A 15288-nucleotide genomic window follows, 5' to 3' on the forward strand; every position below is an offset into this window, starting at 1 on the left:
CGATCGAGGTCGCCACCGAGTCGATCTCCCGGATCCGCGTCGTGATCGCCCCGATCGCCGTGACGGCCTGGCCGGTCACGCCCTGGATTTGGCCGATCTGCTGGCCGATTTCCTCCGTCGCCTTGGCGGTCTGCGCGGCCAGCTCCTTCACCTCGGACGCGACCACGGCAAAGCCCCGGCCGGCCTCCCCGGCCCGGGCTGCCTCGATCGTGGCGTTGAGCGCCAGCAGGTTGGTCTGGCCGGCGATGGTCGAGATCAGCCCGACCATGTCGCCGATGCGGGTGGCCGCCTGGCTCAGCGCCTGCACGAGATGATGGGTCTGGTCCGCCTCGCCGACCGCCGTCTGGGCGAGGCTGGCCGAGCCGAGGACCTGCCGGCCGATCTCCTGCACGGAGGAGCCCAGCTCCTCGGCGGCGGCCGCCACGGTCTCGACATTGGCGGCGGCCTCCTCGGCGGCGGCCGCCACCGTGGTGGATTGGCTGGCGGTCTCGGTGGCGCTCGCCGTCATGGTCTGGGCGGTCGCCTGCAACTCCGTCGCCGAGGACGAGACCAGGCCGACGATGCCGCCCACGGCGCGCTCGAACCCGTCGGCCAGCTCCAGCATGGTCCGCTTGCGCGCGGCCGCGGCGGCTTCCTCGGCGACGCGCCGGACCTCGGCCTCCTCGGCGGCCTTCCGGGCGACCATCGCCTTGATGCCCTCCACGGCCTTGCCGACGGCGCCGATCTCGTCCTTGCGGGCGGCCTCCGCGATCTCGGCATCGATCTCGCCCCGCGCCATCCGCTGCAGGACGGCGACCAGGCGGTCGAGCGGGCGGGTGATGCCGACCATCCCGATGAACGCCGCCGCGATCAGGCCCGCGAGCATCCCGATACCGCTGAAGATCATCAGGGTGAGGCGGGTGTCGTTGGTCTGGGCCGTCAGGTCGTCGGAGCCCTTCTGCATGTAGGCGTTGATGTCGGTGGCGATCGCGTTGCCGTCCACCGCCAGGCTGGAGAAGGTCGGGTCGATCGCCGAATGGACCAGCGCGATCGCCTGGTCGTTATGGTTGCTGCTGCCGAGCCGGCGCACCTCGGTCACGTCCTTCAGGAACCGGTCGACGCGCCCCCCCAACTCGTCGATCCGGCTGGCGAATTTGGGTGCGCGCTCGCGCAGCGACGTGAGCGTCGCCTTCAGGTTCGGTACGGCGGCCTCGAAGCCGGCATTGGCGGCCTGGATCTGGGACGCGTCGGTCTCCGCGATGATCCGATAGACGTAATAGTTGAGTTCGAAGACGAAGCGGTTGAGGCGGCGGCCTTGGGCGACGGCGACGGCTTCGTTGCTGATGAACGCGCTGTAGGCATCGTCGATCTGGCTCATCCGCGACTGGGCGTACCAGACGCCGGCGCCGACCATCACGCCGATCAGGGAGACGATCGTCACCAGCTTGGTGATGATCTTGAGGTTCGACAGGCGCAGCATGTCTGTTCGGTTCCAGCAGGCCAGGTCGGTCCCGAATCGCGGACCTGATCAGGATCCATGATGCCACGGGCCGGTTAATTCTGCCCTAAAATCCGAAAATTTGGCGCGCGACGAAGAAGTTTTTCGATTTCAAAGTAATACTTCGGGTAATTGATCTAAAAAATCGAGGTCAATAGAGCCAAATTGAGCAGGAAAAACGATCCAAAAACATGAACGGTTGCGGCCGCGTATCGGGTCATGTCGAACGATGTCTATAATTTGTGCCCGACCGTCAAGCATCAACTTGTCAGGGAGGTTCGGTGGCCGTGCCACGGTGGTTGAGCGCCGCGACGGGATGTCCGCCCTTTCCGCCGGGCCGTCATGGCGCCACATAGGCCGCGTCCCGAATTCTTCGCAGGAACCGGAATGTCCAAGCCTGTCCATGCCATGATCCGCGTCCGCGACGAAGAGCGTGCGCGGGATTACTACGCGCGTGCCTTCGGCTTCGAGGCTGCGGACCGCTACGAGTTCGACGATTTCACCCTGGTCTACCTGCGCGACCCGGCCTCGCCGTTCGAACTGGAGCTCACGGTGAACAAGAACCGCGACAAGCCCTACGATCTCGGCGACGGCTACGGCCACATCGCCGTCGTCGTCGATGACGTGGAGGCCGAGCACGCCCGCCACCTCCGCGAAGGTTTTTCGGCCACCGACGTGAAGACCCTCAAGCACGGCGAGACCGTGCTGGCGCGGTTCTTCTTCGCCACCGACCCGGACGGCTACAAGATCGAGGTCATCCAGCGCGGCGGCCGCTTCGCCTGAGCGTTCCGCCTTCCCGACACGCGACACAGCCGAGCCTCATGTCCGAGACCACCCGCATCATCTGCATCCGCCACGGCGAATCGACCTTCAACGCCGCCCACCGGCACGGGGGCGGCGATCCCGGCCTCCTCGATGCCCGGCTGACCCCGCGGGGCCAGGCCCAGGCCCGGGAGGCGCGGGAGCGCCTGACGGACATCCCGTTCGAGCTGGTGGTGGTCTCGCCCCTGACCCGGGCGATCGAGACCGCTGCGATCGTGTTCGGCGACCACCCGAGCCGGCCGCGGGTGCTGGTCGAGGTGCTGCACCGGGAATGCCAGGAGAGCAGCTGCGACGTCGGCCGGGCGGCCTCCGAGATCGCCGCCGAATTTCCGCATCTCGATGTCGGGCACCTGCCCGAGATCTGGTGGCATGCCGAGCCCGGTTGCGAGGTCGGCGGCTACCCGGTTGAGCCGCGCCACCTGTTCGATGCCCGCGTCGCCGGGTTCCGGGAGTGGCTGCGGGCGCGTCCCGAGACGACCATCGCGGTGGTCGGCCATGGGACGTTCTTCTATCACCTCACCGGCACGTTCCTGGAGAATTGCGCCTCCATCGAATTGGACCTCGCCGCCGAGCCTGCGCTGGCCTGATCAGGCCGGCACCCTGCCCCGGGCCGCATCGAGGCGCGCGCGGGCGCCGGGCAGGTCGATCTCCGGCGCCTGCCGGCCGATGCTGAGCGCGGCGTCGAGGATGGCGCAGGCCCGCACCCAGGTGTCCGGCACGAACGGGGCCGCGCCCTCGGCGACCTCGGCGGCACAGCGGGCATCCTCGGCGGCGCGCTGGGCCGCCGTCGCGGTCCGGGCGACCGCGGATTGCAGCGCCCCATCGCGCCAGCGCCGCGCCCGGGCCGCCTCCTGCGCGAGCGCGCCGCCCTGCCATTCGGCCGAGCGCGCGGCGGCCAGCGCCAGGGCCAGGTCCGGCGCGCCCGCGCAGGCCTCGGCATGCTCAGCCATGCTAGCCCGAGCGCAGAGCGGCGCCAGGATCTGCCGGATGCTGTCCAGGGCGAGGCGCCGAGTGCGGGCGGCCTCGACCTCCGGCCGGTCGGCGCTGCCCGACAGACGCAGCACGAAGGCGATCAATTGCGGCCGGGCCTCGTCCGGCATCGCGTCGTTGAGGCCCAGCGCGTAGGCCGCGATCGGCCGGGAGAAGCAGGGCGGGCAATCGGCACTGGAGCGGATCGCCTTGTAAGGCAGCCCCGCGGCCACGATCGCCGCCTCGTTGATGCAGGTCCAGATCGGGACCCGGGAAGGGATGCGATCCGGCCAGCAGGCGCCAGTTCAGGATCGTGTGGAAGTCGGCGTGCATCCGCGCTCCTCCGCCTCGAGACGGCAGCGTGACACGCTTAAGTCCCGTTGGCGAGACGCGATTTCGCGGCCGGGGCCCCGAGATGCCAGGGCTCCGCCCTGGACCGGCAAACGGTCGAAGACCTTTTGAATCCGAGGTTCAGCCGCCGAGGTTCAGGGCGAGGCCGGACAGCATCGCCGCGCCCAGCACCAGCACGAAGGCGGCGGCCACGAGTTCCAGGCCGCCGATCGCCAGCAGACCCGCTTGGCCGCGGCCGCCGGCGAGGCGCAGGGCCGCGCGCTTGGCGAAGACCGCGAGGCAAGCCAGGGCCGTGGTGGTCAGCGCCGTCCCCAGCGCCATGGCTAGCACTGCCAGGATCCCAGCCCCCGGCACATTCTGCGACACCGCAAACACCAAAACGAGCACGGCCCCGGCGCAGGGCCGCGATCCGGCGGCCAGGACCACGCCGGCGCGCGCGCGCCAGCCGTCGAGGGCGTCGAGCGTCCTGGCATCAGGCAGGTGGGTGCAGCCGGGGCCGCAGGGCGTCCCGAGCTGGACGAGCTGGCCGGCCTTGCGCCAGGTCAGCGCCAGCCCGACGAGGGCGACGAGGGTGAAGCTCACGGTCTCGATCAGGGTTCCGGCCCGGGTCACGCCCGCCGCGGTGGCGTTCAGCACGACGGTGCCGATCCCGACGATCGCCCCGGCGACCAGCGCCTGGAGCAGGGCCGCGCAGACGCTCAAGGTGCAGCCCCGGCGCAGGGCCCGCTCCCCGGCCAGAATGTAGCCGGCGATCACCGCCTTGCCGTGGCCGGGGCCGGCCGCGTGGAACACGCCATACGCGAAGGCGAGCCCGATCAGCGGCTCCCAGTCGCCGCCGCCCTTCAGGGCCGCCACGGCGGCGTTGAGGCTGCGGGAAAAGCTCGCCTGCAGGGCCAGGATCACGCCGCCGAGGCCGGTGGCAGCCGGGGTCGCTTCGCGAAAACCGATGCCGAAGGGCGAGCGCGCTGGAGGCGCGGCGATCCCGGGGGCGATCAGCCAAGCTAGCCCAGCAGCTACGAGGGCGGCCAGCACGATGGCGCCGGCCATGAGCCCCAGCCGCAGCCCGAGCCGCCCGACCCGGGGCGGCGCGTCGATGCCGATCCCTACGGACACGCGACCAGGACCCGGCTGGCGAACTGGACCCCGTAGGACGAGGCGGCCGTGAGCGCCTCGAAGAACGCTTCGGTCATGCCGGGCGAGCCGGCCTCGGCGGTCTTGGGCTGCTCGGTCTTCGGCCGGGTGACGGTGGCGGCGCAACCCTGCGGGGCGCCCGCGAGGGTGGCCGCATCCGCGCCCTCCGCGAAGGAGAAGGCGACAACATAGGTCGGGTCGTAGACTTCCAGGGCGGCGACGCCCCGGCCCTGCTGGATCGGCGCCTTAAGCGGCAGCAGGAAGCTCAGCACCAGGGCCTTGCCCTCCAGGCGCATCGCCGGCTCCTTCGGGTCGGCGAAGGCCTGCTCCTTTCCGCCGACCTTCAGCTTGGTGAAGTAGCCGTACGGAGAAAGCCCTTCCGTGTTCGTGGCCGCGAGTCCGGCCAGTTCGTCGGGCGACAGCTTGCCGTCCTTATCGGCGTCGAGCCCTTGCACGAGGAAAGCCGTGTATTCGGGGTCGAAGCTCCAGGTGTCCCGCACGCTGACGAGCTTGCCGTTTTCGTAGATGAGCTCAGCCTTCGCGGTGACCCAGACGTGCGGATGGGCGGACGCGGCCGTGGCGGCACAGGCGAGGCCGGCGGCCAGAAGGAGTGCGTAAGCTCTGAGGAAAGGCGCGGCGATCGGCATGGGGCGGGGGCACGCTCGCGGCAGAGGCGGACGGAGGGAAACGGGATCCCTTCCTCATCCCCTGGTTGGGCGAAAGCGAGGCGCCGCGGCGCGCCGATCCTCCCGAAAAATCACTCCTGCGCGTCGAGGCCCATCAGCTGAAAACTCGTCCGCAGGTCGTTCGACATCGGGATGTCGAGGCGTTCGCCGTTGGGCAGGCGCTTCACGAACCAGCGCTCGTAGGTCCAGCGCAATTCGCGCGATTCGGCGAGCCGGGTGAAGGTCTGGGCGACGATCCCGGCGAGTTCCGGGTCGTCCTTGCGGAACATGATGCCGTAGGGCTCGTAGGAGAGCTTGTCGGGCAGCACCGTGTAGTTGGCCCCGTCCTGGCTGTCGGTGGCGATCAGGCCGTAGAGCAGCACGTCGTCGGTGGCGAAGGCGTCCGCCCGGCCGGCCTTCACCAGGGCGTAGGACGCCGCATGGTCGGGGGCCGTGACCACTTGCGCCTGGATCTTGAGCTTGGCCAGGAGGTCGCGCACCGCCTTCTCGTTGGTGGTGCCGGCGGTGACCACGACAGTCTTGCCGGCGAGGTCCCGGTAGGAGGCGAGGCCGGACTCCTTCTTCACCAGCAGCTGCGTCGCGCTGATGTAATCGACCGGCGAGAACGCGACGCTCCGGCGCCGCTCGGCATTGGCGGTGGTCGAGCCGCATTCGAGGTCGATCTGGCCCGACGTGAGGGCCGGGATCCGGGTCTCGGCGGTGACCGGCTCGTATCGGACCTTCACCTTACGGCCGATCGCCGCCTGGATGTCATCGGCGATCTCGCTGCACAGGTCGATCGCGTATCCGATCGCCCGGGGGCTGCCGTCCCGGTGCTTGCCCTCCACGAACGAGAACGGCACCGAACTCTCCCGGTAGCCGAGCACGATCTCGCCACGCTCGGCCACGCGCTTCAGGGTACCGGTGAGCACCTCGATGGCGGAAGCCGGGGACGCCGCCAATGTCAGGACCAGAAACGCGACGAGCCGCATCGCCATAACCCGCACCCCGTGCCGCACCATCATATCCGAAGGCGCCGAGCGCCCGGGCCATCTCACCCATCCACCTCATCCTGAGGTGCCGCAGCGTAGCGGAGGCCTCGAAGGAGGGCTCCAGCCGGCCACGCGATCTCTGGAGGCCTCCTTCGAGGCCCGCTTCGCGGTCACCTCAGGATGAGGGGACTGCTTTGGACGGCCCTCCCCTACTCGGCGGGCGAGGGGACCGTGCCGACATGGTCGAGGCGCTGGTCCGTCGCGGTCAGCTGGCCCTCCCACTTGGCGACCGCCACGGTGGCGATGCTGTTGCCGAGCACGTTGGTCGCCGAGCGGCCCATATCCAGGAACTGGTCGATGCCGATGATCAGCAGCAGGCCGGCTTCGGGGATGTTGAACTGCGTCAGCGTCGCCGAGATCACCACCAGCGAGGCGCGCGGCACGCCGGCCATGCCCTTCGAGGTGACCATCAGCAGGAACAGCATCGTCAGCTGCTGACCCCAGGTGAGCGGGATGTTGTAGGCCTGGGCGATGAACATCACCGCGAAGGTGCAGTACATCATCGAGCCGTCGAGGTTGAACGAGTAGCCCATCGGCAGCACGAACGAGGTGATCCGGTTGGGCACGCCGAACTGCTCGAGGTTGGTCAGCATCTTCGGGTAGGCCGCCTCGCTCGACGCGGTCGAGAAGGCGAGGACGAACGGCTCCTTGATCAGGTTGAACAGCCGCATGATGCCGCTGCCCCCGAGCATCAGGAAGCCGACGCCCATCAGGAGCGCCCAGAGCACCGCGAGCCCGGTGTAGAACTCGACCAGGAACTTGCCGTAGGTGATGAGAACGCCGATCCCCTGCGTGGTGATCGTCGCGGCGATCGCCGCGAACACCGCTACGGGCGCGAACAGCATCACGTAGCCGGTCACCTTGAGCATGACGTCGGCCAGGCCCTCGATGCCCTGGGCGAGGAAGTGCCCCTTCTCGCCGAGCGCCGCCAGGGCGACGCCGAAGAAGATCGAGAACACCACGATCTGCAGGATCTCGTTGTTGGCCATCGCCTCCACGGCGCTCTTGGGCACCAGGTGGGTGACGAATTCCTTCAGCGACAGCGAGGCCGCCTTGAGGCCGGTGCCGGCCCCGACATCGGGCAGCGGCAGGTTCAGGTTGTGGCCCGGCTGCATCAGGTTGACCAGGACCAGGCCCAGCATCAGCGAGCAGAACGAGGCGCCTACGAACCACAGCAGCGCCTTGCCGCCGACCCGGCCGACCGCGGCGGTGTCGCCGAGATGCGCGATGCCGACCACCAGGGTCGAGAACACCAGCGGCGCGATGATCATCTTGATCAGCCGCAGGAAGATGTCCGAGACCAGCGCGATGTAGCCGGCGATCTCCTTGGCCGTCTGGGGATCCGGCCAGGTGATGCTGCAGGCGTAGCCCACCGCGATGCCGAGCAGCATGCCGATGAAAATCAACGTCGTGAGCCGTGAACCCGACATCGGTACTGCTCCTCGTCGCCGCCCGGGATGGACAAGCACTGATTTTCGTTAACGTGAAGCAGGAACTACGCCAGATGCAAGCCCATTCGCAGGTTGTTACTGACCCGCCTAACTGTTTTTGCGGGACGTTCGTGCGGGGTTGAAACCTGTGGCCGGAGCGCCGCAGCTGCGGTACGGGACTTGCTCTCCCGGCTCGCCTGCCGTTTGTGCAGGCTGGACGAAAAACCTACGCCCGCGAGAGTACATGGACGTTTTCGTACAGCAGCTGATCAACGGGCTTACGCTCGGCTCGATATACGGTCTGATCGCGATCGGTTACACGATGGTGTTCGGCATTATTGGCATGGTGAACTTCGCCCACGGCGATGTGTTCATGGTGTCCTGCTTCATCGCGCTGATCACCTTCCTTCTTCTAACGACGTGGCTGGGGATCAGTTCGATCGCCCTGGCGTTCCTGGTCGTCCTCGTGGTCGCCATGGTGCTGACCGCCCTGTGGGGCTGGGCGATCGAGCGCATCGCCTACCGGCCCCTGCGCGGCTCGTTCCGGCTGGCGCCGCTGATCTCCGCGATCGGCGTCTCGATCTTCCTGTCGAACTTCGTCCAGGTGGTGCAGGGCGCGCGCAACAAGCCGACCCCGCCGATGCTGTCGGGGGGAATCACGCTGTTCGAGCGTGACGGCTACGCGGTGTTCCTGTCCTACAAGCAGTGCCTGATCATGGCGGTCACGGCGGTGCTGCTCACCGGCTTCTGGTATCTCGTGCAGCGGACCCCGTTCGGCCGGGCGCAGCGCGCCTGCGAGCAGGACCGCAAGATGGCGGCGCTGCTGGGCATCGACGTCGACCGGACGATCTCGCTGACCTTCGTGCTCGGCGCCGCGCTCGCGGCCGTCGCGGGCGTCCTCTACCTGATGTATTACGGCGTCGTGTCCTTCTCGGACGGGTTCGTGCCCGGCGTGAAGGCCTTCACCGCGGCGGTGCTCGGCGGCATCGGCTCCCTCCCCGGCGCCGTGCTCGGCGGCCTGATCATCGGGCTGATCGAGACGTTCTGGTCGGCCTACTTCTCCATCGAGTACAAGGATGTCGCCGCGTTCTCGATCCTGGCCATCGTGCTGATCTTCATGCCGTCCGGTATCCTGGGTCGGCCGGAGGTCGAGAAGGTCTGATGGCGCACTCCAAGCCTGCGACCCAAGCCGCCATCCCCGGATCCGCGATGGCCGGCATCCTGCGCGACGCCGCGCTCTACGCGCTCGTCGCCTTCGGCCTCTGCGTGCCGATCATCGCGTACCGGACCGATCCCGGCCCGGGCAGCGACCTCCTGCTCACCCCGCGCTGGGGCCTCGTGGCGTGCCTGTGCGCGGCGGTCTTCGTCGTCCGCCTCCTCCAGCGCCTGATTCTCCTGCGCCGGGACGCCCGCCGCGCCCTGACCCCCTCCCCGGCCCAGGCCACGGAGGCGGTCCACGGCGAGCCCGATGCCGGCCAGAAGACCTCCAAGCTCGGCCTCTGGCTGTTCGTCGGCATCGCCCTGACCCTGCCGGCGCTCGCGGCGGCGGCCACCGGCGGCCTGTCCTCGGCCCGCTACTGGATCGATCTCGGCATCCTGATCCTGACCTACGTGATGCTCGGCTGGGGCCTGAACATCGTGGTCGGCCTCGCCGGCCTGCTCGACCTCGGCTACGTCGCCTTCTACGCGGTCGGGGCCTATTCCTACGCGCTCCTGTCGACCACCTTCGGCCTGTCGTTCTGGATCTGCCTGCCGCTGGCGGGCGTCTTCGCCGGCCTGTGGGGGATGCTGCTCGGCTTCCCCGTCCTGCGCCTGCGGGGCGACTACCTCGCCATCGTGACGCTGGCCTTCGGCGAGATCATCCGCCTGGTGCTGATCAACTGGACCGACGTGACCGGGGGCGGGGCCGGGATCTCGTCGATCCCGCGGGCGACCTTCTTCGGCATCCCGTTCAGCGCCGGCGAGGACGGCTTCGCCGCCCGGTTCGGCATCCCCTACGATTCGATGCACCGGCTGGTGTTCCTCTACTACCTTATTCTGGCGCTGGCCCTGTTCACCAACTTCGTGACCCTGCGCCTGCGCCGCCTGCCGATCGGGCGGGCCTGGGAGGCGCTCCGCGAGGACGAGATCGCGTGCCGGTCGCTCGGCATCGACACGACCGCCACCAAGCTCACGGCCTTCGCGCTCGGAGCGGCGTTCGGCGGCATCGCCGGCTCGTTCTTCGCGGTGCGCCAGGGCTTCATCAGCCCGGAGAGCTTCAACTTCCTGGAGAGCGCGATCATCCTGGCGATCGTGGTGCTGGGCGGCATGGGCAGCCAGGTCGGCGTCGCCATCGCGGCGGTGGCCATGGTCGGCGGCCCGGAGATGCTGCGCAATCTCGGCTTCCTGAAAGCCGTGTTCGGCGAGGGTTTCGACCCCAACGAGTACCGCCTGCTGCTGTTCGGCCTCGCCATGGTGGCGATGATGGTCTGGCGGCCCCGCGGCCTGATCTCGGTGCGCCTGCCCTCGGTGTCGCTGGGCGAGCGCCGCGCCGTCTCGGGCGCGCATGTGAGCGAGGGGCACGGCTGATGGCGCTTCATCCGGATCCCCGGGCGGCGGCGCAGGCCCCCGCCCCGTCGGTGCTCGCCGTCGAGCATCTGACCATGCGGTTCGGCGGCCTGACCGCCGTCTCCGACCTGTCCTTCGAGGCCCGGCGCGGCGACATCACCGCCCTGATCGGCCCGAACGGGGCCGGGAAGACCACGGTGTTCAACTGCATCACCGGCTTCTACAAGCCGACCGAGGGCATGCTGCGGCTTAGCCATGACGATGGCACCACGCACCTGCTGGAGCGGCTGCCGAACCACGCGGTCAACCGCACCGCCCGGGTGGCCCGGACCTTCCAGAACATCCGCCTGTTCCAGGGCATGACGGTGCTGGAGAACCTGCTGGTCGCCCAGCACAAGCCGCTGATGCGCGCCTCGGGCTACACCCTGTTCGGGCTCCTGGGCCTCAAGGGCTACCGGGACGCGCAGGCCGAGGCGATCGAGCGGGCCAAGGCCTGGCTCGACCGGATCGACCTGATGGCGCGGGCCGACGACCCGGCGGGCGCCCTGCCCTACGGCGCCCAGCGCCGGCTGGAGATCGCCCGGGCGATGTGCACCGACCCGGTGCTGCTCTGCCTCGACGAGCCGGCGGCGGGCCTCAACCCGCGCGAATCCGCCGAGCTCAACGCGCTCCTGCGCCATATCCGCGACGCGCACGACACGTCGGTGCTCCTGATCGAGCACGACATGTCGGTGGTGATGGAAATCTCCGACCATGTGGTCGTGCTGGATTACGGCCAAAAAATCGCCGACGGCTCCCCGGCCGAGGTGCGGGCGGATCCGAAGGTGATCGCCGCCTATCTGGGCGTCGAGGACGATGAGGTCGAAGCCGTGGAGGCCGAGGTCGGCATCACCGTGCCGCACGGGGACCCGACTCTTCCGGACGTGAACCGCTCGGAGGCTTCGGTATGAGCGTGGCCGGCATCAACGTCCTGGTCGAGGAGACCCGGGCGATCCAGGCGGGGGGCAGGCCCCCGCTCCTCGCGGTGCGCGACGTCTCCACCTATTACGGCAGCGTCGCCGCTCTCCGGGGCGTCGACATCGATGTCGCCGACGGTGAGATCGTCACCCTGATCGGCGCCAACGGCGCCGGCAAGTCGACCCTGATGATGACGATCTTCGGCAGCCCCCAGGCGCGCACGGGGACGATCACCTATGACGGGCGCGACATCACCCGGCTGCCGACCCACGCCATCGCCCGGCTGGGCGTCGCCCAGTCGCCGGAGGGCCGCCGGGTCTTCCCGCGCATGAGCGTGTTCGAGAACCTCCAGATGGGCGCCTCGCTCCACGGCGAGCGCTACTTCCAGGAGGATCTGGAGAAGGTCTGCACCCTGTTCCCGCGGGTGAAGGAGCGCCTGCACCAGCGCGCCGGCACGATGTCGGGGGGCGAGCAGCAGATGCTCGCCATCGCCCGCGCGCTGATGAGCCGCCCGCGCCTGCTGCTGCTGGACGAGCCGTCGCTCGGCCTGGCGCCGTTGGTGGTGAAGGGCATCTTCGACGCGATCAAGGAGCTGAATCGCACGGACGGCATGACGATCTTCCTGGTCGAGCAGAACGCCTACCACGCCCTGAAACTCGCCCATCGCGGCTACGTGCTGGTGAACGGCCGGGTCACGATGAGCGGCACCGGGCGGGCGCTGCTCGACGATCCGAACGTCAAGGCCGCCTATCTGGAGGGGGGCCATACCGGCCCGGTCGGCGCATGAGCATGCTGCAGGGGATCCTGTACGAGGAGGAATCGGCCTGGCTGTTCCTGCTCGTCACCGTGGTGATGGGTGGCTGGGCCGGCTGGATGGCCGCCCGCGCGGTCGCCCGGGGCTGGCGGCCGTTCTGGCAATGCGCGGCCGCGCTGCTCCTCGTGGCCGCTTCCGTGCGCTTCATCCATTTCGCGTTGTTTTCCGGGACGCTGGTCTCGCTGCACTACTATGCGATCGACGCGATCGTGGTCATGATCATCGGCACGGTCGGCTTTCGGGTCACGCGCACGCGCCAGATGACGAGCCAGTACCGCTGGCTCTACGAGAAGACCTCCCCCCTGACGTGGCGCGAGCGGGCGCCCGTCTCCGGTGAGGTCGGGTGAGTTCGGCCGGATCCACCGGGGCGGACTAACGATCGAAGGGGATGTTCGCGATGAGATCGATTCTGTTGGCCGGGCTCGCCCTCGGCACGCTGATCGCTGCGGCCGGAGAGACGGGAGCCTTCGCCGCTGAGGTCAAGCTCGGCATCGCCGCGCCGATCACCGGCAACAGCGCCGCCATCGGCGCGCAGATCAAGAACGGCGCCAGCCAGGCCGTCGAGGACCTCAACAAGGCCGGCACCCTCAAGGGCACGACCCTGACGGTCACGGTCGGCCACGACGCCTCCGACCCGAAGCAGGGCGTCTCGGTCGCCAACAAGTTCGCCAGCGACGGCGTGAAGGTGGTGGTCGGCGACTATAACTCGGGCGTGTCGATCCCGGCCTCCGACGTCTATCTCGACGCCGGCATCATCCAGGTCACCCCGGCCTCCACCAACGTGAAGTTCACCGAGCGCGGGATGTGGAACACGTTCCGCACCTGCGGCCGGGACGACCAGCAGGGTGCCGTGGCGGGCACGTACCTCGTCGCGAACTACAAGGACAAGAAGATCGCCTTCGTCCACGACAAGACCCCCTACGGCAAGGGTCTGGCCGACGAGACCCTGATGGTGCTCAAGGCCAAGGGCGTGAAGCCGGTGATGTTCGAGGGCATCAACCCGGGTGAGAAGGACTATTCGGCGCTGGTCTCCAAGCTGAAATCAGCCAACGTCGACATCGTTTATTTCGGTGGCTACTACACCGAGGCCGGGCTGATCCTGCGCCAGATGCGCGACCAGGGCCTCAAGGCCCCGTTGATGGGCGGCGACGGCATGGTCGACCGCGAGCTGGTGGCGATCGCCGGTCCGGCCGCCGAGGGCACCCTGACCACCTTCCCGCCGGACGCCCGCAAGAACCCGAACGCCAAGGCGGCGCTCGCTGCGTTCAAGGCCAAGAACATCGATCCCGAGGGCTACACGCTCTACTCCTACGCGGCCGTGCAGGTGCTGGCCAAGGCGATGGCCGAGACCGGCTCCAGCGACGGCAAGAAGCTCGCCGAGTGGCTGCACCAGGGCAAGGCGGTCGACACGGTGGTCGGCCCGATCGCCTATGACAAGAAGGGCGACATCACCCGGCCGGACTATGTCCTGTACGAGTGGAAGAAGGGCGCCGACGGCAAGATCGACTACACCGGCAACGAACTGACCAAAGTGAACTGACCAAGTCGTTCCGACCGCACTCCGAGCCGGCGCCGCCCCGCATGACTATGCGGGGCGGCGTCTGTGTGTTCGGCGCGGTGGATTCGTCAGCCTTAATCGCTGTTCCGCGTGCGCCACCCCGTGCGTACGCCCAAGAATTGTGCATGATGCCGGCGGCGCGGACGAGCAGGGTGCCTCGACGAGCCGGAGGGGACCGGATGACGGCGGCGGGACACGCGACTGCGGATGCTCGCGCACCGGCGACGGTCGTTCTTACGTCGTCTGCCACGGTCCCGTGTGGCGCCGCGGCCAGCCTCCCGGCACCATCATTGCAAAGGCGTCGCCCGAGCGGGCGGGCCCGAGCGCCAAGCCGCCAGCCGATCCCGTTCGGCCTGATCCAGGAGTTCCGTACCGATGCAGTCTGATATCGCTCGCCGCGGCCTTGCCGCGGCGCTCGGCCTGAGCCTCGCCCTGGCCCCCCTCAGTCTCCGGGCCGAGGACCTGACCGGTACCCTCAAGAAGGTGAAGGATAGCGGAGCCATCGTCATCGGCTACCGCGACGCCTCCGTGCCGTTCTCCTATCTCGGCGGCGACCAGAAGCCGGTCGGCTACGCCCTCGACATCTGCTTCAAGATCGCCGACGCCGTGAAGGCCAATCTCGGCCTGCCGAACCTTGAGGTGAAGCTCAACCCGGTCACCTCCGCCACCCGCATCCCGCTGATGGCGAACGGCACGATCGACCTCGAATGCGGCTCGACCACGAACAACGCCGAGCGCGAGAAGCAGGTGAACTTCACCAACTCGCACTTCCTCACCGCGACCCGCTATGTCTCGAAGAAGTCGGCCAACCTGCACACGATCGAGGACCTGAAGGGCAAGACCGTCGTGTCGACCTCGGGCACCACGAACATCAAGCAGATCAACGAGGCCAACACCGAGCGCAAGCTCGGCCTCACGATCCTGCCGGCCAAAGACCATGCCGAGGCGTTCCTGATGGTCGAGACCGGCCGCGCCGTGGCCTTCGTGATGGACGACGTGCTGCTCGCCTCGCTGGCGGCCTCCGCGAAGGATCCGTCGGCCTTCGAGATCTCCACCGAGGCGCTGTCGAAGCCCGAGCCCTACGGGATCATGGTGCGCAAGGACGACGCGCCGTTCAAGAAGGTCGCCGACGAGGCCACCGCCAAGCTCTACACGAGCCCCGAGGGCAAGGCCCTCTACGACAAGTGGTTCACCAAGCCGATCCCGCCGCGCAACATCAACCTCAACCTGCCGATGAGCGCGGAGATGCAGAAGCAGTTCACGACGCCGATCGCGAGCCCCGATCCGGCGGCCTACTGAGATCGTTCAGTCAACGATGACGCATCGCGGGTTCGCCCGCGATGCGTCACGACAGGGCCGAAGCAGACGGCAATTCCATCCTCACCCTCATCCTGAGGTGCCGAAGCGCAGCGGAGGCCTCGAAGGAGCCCTCCAGGGATCGCGCTGGCATCTGGAGCCCTCCTTCGGGGCTGCTGCGCAGCACCTCAGGATGAGGGTGAGATTGGGAAACACCGG

Annotated in this window: 14 protein-coding genes and 1 pseudogene; 9 read left to right on the forward strand and 6 right to left on the reverse strand. The window is 68.5% G+C overall.

The window, feature by feature from the left end; all coding sequences use genetic code 11:
• The coding region (locus MKL20_RS28710; RefSeq protein WP_244039535.1) for a methyl-accepting chemotaxis protein at positions 1-1459 on the reverse strand (1459 nt) is incomplete at its 3' end.
• Positions 1460-1864: 405 nt separating this feature from the next.
• On the opposite strand from MKL20_RS28710, the gene MKL20_RS28715 reads away from it, so the two are divergent.
• Positions 1865-2260: a VOC family protein gene (locus MKL20_RS28715; protein WP_244039536.1), complete on the forward strand. Its 396-nt coding sequence runs from the start codon at positions 1865-1867 to the stop codon at positions 2258-2260.
• A 38-nt stretch (positions 2261-2298) separates the two neighbouring features.
• Positions 2299-2886 carry a histidine phosphatase family protein gene (locus tag MKL20_RS28720; protein WP_244039537.1) on the forward strand — a complete coding sequence of 196 codons (588 nt, stop codon included), beginning with the start codon at positions 2299-2301 and terminating at the stop codon, positions 2884-2886.
• Here the strand turns inward: MKL20_RS28720 and MKL20_RS28725 are convergent.
• The 5 genes and pseudogenes from MKL20_RS28725 to MKL20_RS28745 form a co-directional block, all read right to left on the reverse strand.
• Positions 2887-3601 (reverse strand): annotated as a pseudogene (locus MKL20_RS28725) (hypothetical protein).
• 138 nt (positions 3602-3739) lie between these two features.
• Positions 3740-4732, reverse strand: a complete 993-nt coding sequence (locus MKL20_RS28730) for a nickel/cobalt transporter (protein WP_244039538.1) — start codon at positions 4730-4732, stop codon at positions 3740-3742.
• On the reverse strand, positions 4723-5397 hold the full coding sequence (locus tag MKL20_RS28735) for a DUF1007 family protein (RefSeq protein WP_244039539.1): 675 nt from the start codon (positions 5395-5397) through the stop codon (positions 4723-4725). Before MKL20_RS28735 ends, MKL20_RS28730 begins: the two co-directional genes overlap by 10 nt.
• Before the next feature lie 110 nt (positions 5398-5507).
• Positions 5508-6413, reverse strand: a complete 906-nt coding sequence (locus tag MKL20_RS28740; RefSeq protein WP_244039540.1) for an amino acid ABC transporter substrate-binding protein — start codon at positions 6411-6413, stop codon at positions 5508-5510.
• 203 nt (positions 6414-6616) lie between these two features.
• Positions 6617-7897: a dicarboxylate/amino acid:cation symporter gene (locus tag MKL20_RS28745; protein ID WP_244039541.1), complete on the reverse strand. Its 1281-nt coding sequence runs from the start codon at positions 7895-7897 to the stop codon at positions 6617-6619.
• A gap of 244 nt (positions 7898-8141) precedes the next feature.
• On the opposite strand from MKL20_RS28745, the gene MKL20_RS28750 reads away from it, so the two are divergent.
• The 7 genes from MKL20_RS28750 (at position 8142) to MKL20_RS28780 (ending at position 15072) form a co-directional block, all read left to right on the forward strand.
• Positions 8142-9059: a branched-chain amino acid ABC transporter permease gene (locus MKL20_RS28750; RefSeq protein ID WP_244039542.1), complete on the forward strand. Its 918-nt coding sequence runs from the start codon at positions 8142-8144 to the stop codon at positions 9057-9059.
• Complete coding sequence (gene livM / locus MKL20_RS28755; RefSeq protein ID WP_244039543.1) at positions 9059-10465, forward strand: high-affinity branched-chain amino acid ABC transporter permease LivM; 1407 nt, start codon at positions 9059-9061, stop codon at positions 10463-10465. The genes MKL20_RS28750 and livM overlap by 1 nt, the downstream gene beginning before the upstream one ends.
• A complete protein-coding gene (locus MKL20_RS28760) occupies positions 10465-11394 on the forward strand; it encodes an ABC transporter ATP-binding protein (RefSeq protein ID WP_244039544.1) in 930 nt (309 codons plus the stop codon). The genes livM and MKL20_RS28760 overlap by 1 nt, the downstream gene beginning before the upstream one ends.
• Positions 11391-12188 (forward strand): ABC transporter ATP-binding protein, encoded by a 798-nt coding sequence (locus MKL20_RS28765; protein ID WP_244039545.1) that lies wholly within the window; start codon positions 11391-11393, stop codon positions 12186-12188. The genes MKL20_RS28760 and MKL20_RS28765 overlap by 4 nt, the downstream gene beginning before the upstream one ends.
• A 5-nt stretch (positions 12189-12193) precedes the next feature.
• Complete coding sequence (locus MKL20_RS28770) at positions 12194-12562, forward strand: DUF6867 family protein (RefSeq protein WP_244039640.1); 369 nt, start codon at positions 12194-12196, stop codon at positions 12560-12562.
• Between the two features lie 50 nt (positions 12563-12612).
• On the forward strand, positions 12613-13755 hold the full coding sequence (locus MKL20_RS28775; protein ID WP_244039546.1) for a branched-chain amino acid ABC transporter substrate-binding protein: 1143 nt from the start codon (positions 12613-12615) through the stop codon (positions 13753-13755).
• Between the two features lie 393 nt (positions 13756-14148).
• Positions 14149-15072 (forward strand): amino acid ABC transporter substrate-binding protein, encoded by a 924-nt coding sequence (locus MKL20_RS28780; protein ID WP_244039547.1) that lies wholly within the window; start codon positions 14149-14151, stop codon positions 15070-15072.
• The last annotated feature ends 216 nt before the right edge of the window (positions 15073-15288 follow it).

This window comes from Methylobacterium sp. E-066, assembly GCF_022829635.1.
Taxonomy (GTDB): domain Bacteria; phylum Pseudomonadota; class Alphaproteobacteria; order Rhizobiales; family Beijerinckiaceae; genus Methylobacterium.